The organism is Fructilactobacillus florum 8D (genome assembly GCF_000512295.1).
GTDB classification, from domain to species: domain Bacteria; phylum Bacillota; class Bacilli; order Lactobacillales; family Lactobacillaceae; genus Fructilactobacillus; species Fructilactobacillus florum.
This window is the reverse complement of record NZ_ALXG01000032.1, coordinates 1-5,254: the sequence shown is the minus strand read 5'-3', so window position 1 is coordinate 5,254 and position 5,254 is coordinate 1. Positions and strand designations below refer to the sequence as shown.

The window sequence follows — 5,254 nt, the reverse complement described above, 5'->3', positions numbered from 1 at the left end:
TCAAGACATTCAAGAGAAGCACTCAAATTACTTAATGTTTCTGCTCTATCATTAACTCTCTTAAAATTAGAAGGGGGTTTTAACAGATAAAGTATATATGAGATAGAAAATAGATTGAAACAAACTAAAAATATCCCAATTTTTAAGATGGATCTAAAAATTAAAATAGTTTTTAAAAGCTTATTCTGATATTAAATCAGTATAAGTCTTTTTTTATTTGAATTAGTACTAAAAAGTACCCAATAAAAATTAGATTTTTATCTAGCTTTCATTGGGTACTCTAAATTATTAAATTTTTTTACTTATAATCTTCAGACCACTTTTTCATAGACATTAGAATCGGTGCAAGATCTTTTCCTTTTTTAGTTAAATCATAAGCAACAGTTGGTGGATTTGTATCATATACTGTTCTATTTATTATTCCATTTTTTTCAAGCATTTTTAACCTAGTGGATAAGGTTCTTGTACTAATTCCAGGCAAAGATCTTGTTATCCCGCCATAATGGTTATTTTTATTATATATTTCCCAAAGCACATATGATGTCCATTTACCGCTAATTATATCAACAACTGGCTGAATTGGACATTCTTCTAAGCTATTTTCTTCAAGCATTTCATCGACTCCTTTTTTACTTTTATATACATACTTTAAAAAATTACCCTACTTTTTTTTTAAAAGTATACCATTTATTATACAAATAACCATAAAAGGAGAAAAAATTAAAATAATATCACGTTTCTAATTAAATGGAGGAAGATACATATGCTTAGTTTGAAAAATGTAAGTAAAATTTATCAAAATGGTTCAGAAGTAACTCATGCTTTAAATGATGTGAGTTTTGATATTGAACCCAATAAAGTAACAGTTATTTTAGGACCAAGCGGTTCTGGAAAAAGTACAACTTTAAATATTTTAGGTGGAATGGATCGTCCAACAAGTGGAACAGTTTCATATAATGGAAATTTAATTAATACAGAATCTGATGGTCAATTAACCAATTATCGTAGAGATATCGTTGGCTTTGTTTTTCAATTTTATAACTTAATTTCAAACCTTACCGTTTCTGAAAATGTTGCTATTTCGGCTCAACTAAAGGGTAATAAATATCAAGAAATGACTGAAAAATATCTGGATAAAGTTGGACTTTCAAAACGTAAAAACAATTTTCCTGATCAATTATCTGGTGGAGAAATGCAACGAGTATCGATTGCTCGCGCTTTGGCTAAGAGTCCAAAAGTATTACTTTGTGATGAACCTACTGGGGCACTTGATACTGAAACTTCCCAAAGAGTATTCAAAATTTTGAAAAGTAGTAAAAATCAAGATACGGCCGTAGTGATTGTTACTCATAATCCATTAGTTGCTCCAATTGCAGATCGTGTAATTCACATTAAAGATGGTCATTTAGACAAAATTATTAATAATCCAAGTCCACTTGAAGTTGAGGAGGTTGATTGGGGATGAACTTTTTATTTAAAAAATTAATTCGAACAGTTTTTAAAAATTGGACTCAATTTTTCTCTGTTTTTTTGATGGCTTTTCTAAGTATTTTATTCTATACCGGACTTGAAGGTACTTGGAACGGAATGAAACAAAATATTAATCAATATTCTGTTCAAACCCAGTTAGCAACAGCAACGTTACAATCAACTGGAATTAGTGAAAATGAATTAAATCAAATTCGTAAATTGCCTGATGTTTCTAAGGTATCCGCAAAAACCGAGATTAATACCACTACGAACTTGAATGGGAGTAAAAGATACTTAACAATCGATACACCAGGTACGCAACAACTTTCAAAAACCATGCAAACTAATGGACATAAGATTGATGTAAATCATGAAGGAATATATTTGAATCAAAAGTTTGCTAATAAGAATGGTTTGAAAAAAGGGAATAACATTACTGTAAAATTTAATAATCAATTGGTTAAATTAAAAATTGTTGGAATGGTTAATTCACCGGATAAAATGTATTACACCGGATCTAATGATTTTATTTCACCTCAGGAACAAAATTATGGTTATGGATTTGTCAGTGAAAAAACTTTAGCAGACCAATTTAAAGTCCCCATGATAAATAATATGATTGATTTAAAGGATAGTGACAATACTAAAATTGAAAGCCAAATCAGAAAAATTATTGGTAATAAATACATTGCTTTACAAACTCAAAAATCTAACATTGGCATTTCAACCGCTGTAGATCGAGTTGGTCAAATTAGAAATCTATCAATTCTATTTTCAATTATATTTATTTTATTAGCAGTATTAGCAATGTATACCACAATTCGTAAGATTATTGATCAACAACAAAAGGATATGGCAACATTACAATCATTAGGTTATTCTAATACTACTTTGTCACTTTACTATTCAATGTATGGAGCAATTGTTGGTGGAATTGGTGCAGTTGCTGGATTATTAGTAGCACCAGTATTATCAAACTTTGTTATGGAGTCGCAAAAACCAATGTTTTCACTTCCATCTTGGCAAATTTCATATACTAAAGTTCCTTTATATGTAGCATTTTCAGTTATCTTAATTTGTACTATTTCAGCTTTATTTGCAGCACAAGTTAATCAGGGTTTGACTCCAGCACAAGCATTTCGCAAAGGTAGTATTGCTAAGATTAGTAAGCGAGTATCTTTAGAAAGACTTCCTAATTTATGGAATAAAATTCCATTTGGAAATCGATGGTCAATTAGAGATAACCTTGGCAATAAAATTCAAATGTTAATGGGATTAATTGGAGTAGTGGGTGGATTAGCACTCGTTATGACCGGCTTTGGAACTAAGAATTCCATGGATAATCAAGTTAATCAAACCTATGGTCATGAATATAGTTATGCTAAGAAAATTAATTTAACTCATGATGCTAGTCAGTCTGAAATTAATCGTATTGTTAAAAAAACAAATGGGGAAAAAATTGAAGTTGTATATACTAGTTTACAACCAAAAGGTCAATTTGATCGACCATTGACTATTTTAGATTCAGGCTCCAAAGTTAATGTGAAAACTACAAACAATGAAAAGATAAAAGATGGCGGAGTATATTTAGATGAAGGAATTGCTAAGGCTACTAAAGTTAAAAAGAATAGTATTGTTACGCTTAGCCCATCTTTGAGTGATAGAAAATTAAACCTTAAAGTTAAAGGAATTATCAAATCAAATGCACCTCAAGGAATATATATGACTAGGCAAACTTGGAACAATGAAGGAATGAAATTTACTCCAACTTCCGTTTTAACAATCCATAATAAAATTGATGCATCAGTTAAAGACAATTCAGCAGTTAATCAAATCGTTAGTTTAAAGGAACAAAAAAATAATGCCAAAGCAATGGTTAATAATTTGAGTAGTATTTTCTTAATGGTTCAAGTATTTGGAATTTTACTTACAATTGTTATTTTGTATAACTTAGGTTCATTAAGTTTTACCGAACGTTCAAGAAGCTATGCAACTTTAGAAATTTTGGGATTTTCGCGAAATCAAATTCGTAATTTAACAATTATTGAAAATCTTACTATTACTGCAATTGGTTGGATTGTAGGTATTCCATTTGGTTATTGGTTCTTATCAAGATATGTAACCACATTTAATACTAGTCAAATCATTTACTATCCATTTCTTACTAAAGCTAGTTTGATATTATCATCTTTAATTGTTATTGCAGCATCACTTTCAACCGTGGTAATGATAGGAAGTAGATTGAAAAAACTTGATATGATTTCATCTACCAAAGGTATAGAATAAGCATTTTAACAAATGTTTTAAGTTGATAAATTAAATATTGTAAGTATGTTGTTTCATCATTATAATTAACAGGGATTTTATGTAGTTGGACTAATCTATATGGTTAGTCTTTTTTATTATTCTAAAAGTTTTATCGAATTTATAACAAAAAGTAAGCTGTTTTATTTCATAAATATTTACACTATGACACAATAAAGTCACTGATAAAAATTAAGTGAAGGAGTTTTTTATGATAGATAATAAATTATGGGAACCATTTAGACTGAAAAAAACAATCCTTTCCAATAGATTGGTAATGGCTCCATTGACACGAAGTAGAGGTAATGCAGATGGAACTGTTGGTGATTTTGCATCGATTTATTACGCACAACGTGCAACAATGGGTTTAATTATATCTGAAGCTACTCATGTATCTTTAAGTGGACAGGGATTTTTAAATGCTCCTGGAATATATTCAGAAAAACAAATGAATTCTTGGAAACCAGTTATTCAAGCGGTTCATTCATTAGGTGGACATATGTTTATGCAATTGATTCATAATGGTAGAATGGTTCATCCAGCTAATACAATTGATAATCATATTGGTTTAGCTCCATCTGCAATTGCTCCAGAAAATTCAACTGCCCATACGGTTGAAGGTCGTAAACCGTATCCGATCCCAATTCCGATGACAATTTCTGATATTAACACTGTAATTAATGATTTTTCACATTCAGCAAAAATGTCTATTTTAGCCGGAGCTGATGGTGTTGAAGTCCATGGGGCAAATGGATATTTACTTCATCAGTTTATGGGTGTAAATTCTAATGTTCGAACTGATGAATATGGAGGAAATATAGAAAATCGTGCTAGGTTATCATTAGAAGTTGTTAAAAAAACTTGCGATGAAATCGGTTCACAAAGAGTTGGATTTAGAATATCTCCCCACGGACCTAAAGATTTATCAATTGATGAGGGGAAACAAATAAAAGAATTTTATCATTATCTTGTAAATAAGCTTAATAATTTTAATCTTGCCTATCTTCATGTGCTCGATTATGGATTTGAAAATGAAGTTATTAATGATATTGTTGATACTTATAAAGGAACCATTATTTTAAATAAAGCAAATCGCCCATTAGATGAATTAACTGAACCATTAGAATCTAAAAAGGCTGATCTAATTGCAGTGGGTCACTGGGCAATTTCAAATCCTGATTTAGTATATAGATTACAAAACAATAAAGAATTAAATAAATTAAATTATAATACCTTGTATGGTGGAGGAAATGTTGGTAATTTAGCCATGCCAACTGAAGGTTATATTGATTACCCAACAATTGAAGACATTGATGTAAAAAACATTTAAATTTTTGAATAATTAATAAATAGTTTAAAATAAAATATTCAATATAATATGTTAACATTGTTTCGCATTTGCTTAAAAATTATATAACTAGTAAGGGAGCTATCAATCGATAGCTCTTTTTTTATTTATCCTAGAATAACAAACGTAGAA

General features: G+C 29.6%; 4 protein-coding genes. 3 read left to right on the top strand and 1 reads right to left on the bottom strand.

All coding sequences use genetic code 11. The features are described 5' to 3' along the window. Positions 1-298 precede the first annotated feature (298 nt). Positions 299-613: a winged helix-turn-helix transcriptional regulator gene (locus B808_RS03675; protein ID WP_035422004.1), complete on the bottom strand. Its 315-nt coding sequence runs from the start codon at positions 611-613 to the stop codon at positions 299-301. Positions 614-763: 150 nt separating this feature from the next. Here B808_RS03675 and B808_RS03670 point away from each other — a divergent pair, with 150 nt between their 5' ends. The 3 genes from B808_RS03670 (at position 764) to B808_RS03660 (ending at position 5,104) form a co-directional block, all read left to right on the top strand. Next, positions 764-1,465, top strand: coding sequence for an ABC transporter ATP-binding protein (locus B808_RS03670; protein ID WP_009166294.1), 702 nt, complete (start codon positions 764-766; stop codon positions 1,463-1,465). Further along, positions 1,462-3,756 (top strand): ABC transporter permease, encoded by a 2,295-nt coding sequence (locus B808_RS03665; RefSeq protein ID WP_009166295.1) that lies wholly within the window; start codon positions 1,462-1,464, stop codon positions 3,754-3,756. The genes B808_RS03670 and B808_RS03665 overlap by 4 nt, the downstream gene beginning before the upstream one ends. Before the next feature lie 229 nt (positions 3,757-3,985). Next, on the top strand, positions 3,986-5,104 hold the full coding sequence (locus tag B808_RS03660; protein WP_035422003.1) for an alkene reductase: 1,119 nt from the start codon (positions 3,986-3,988) through the stop codon (positions 5,102-5,104). The last annotated feature ends 150 nt before the right edge of the window (positions 5,105-5,254 follow it).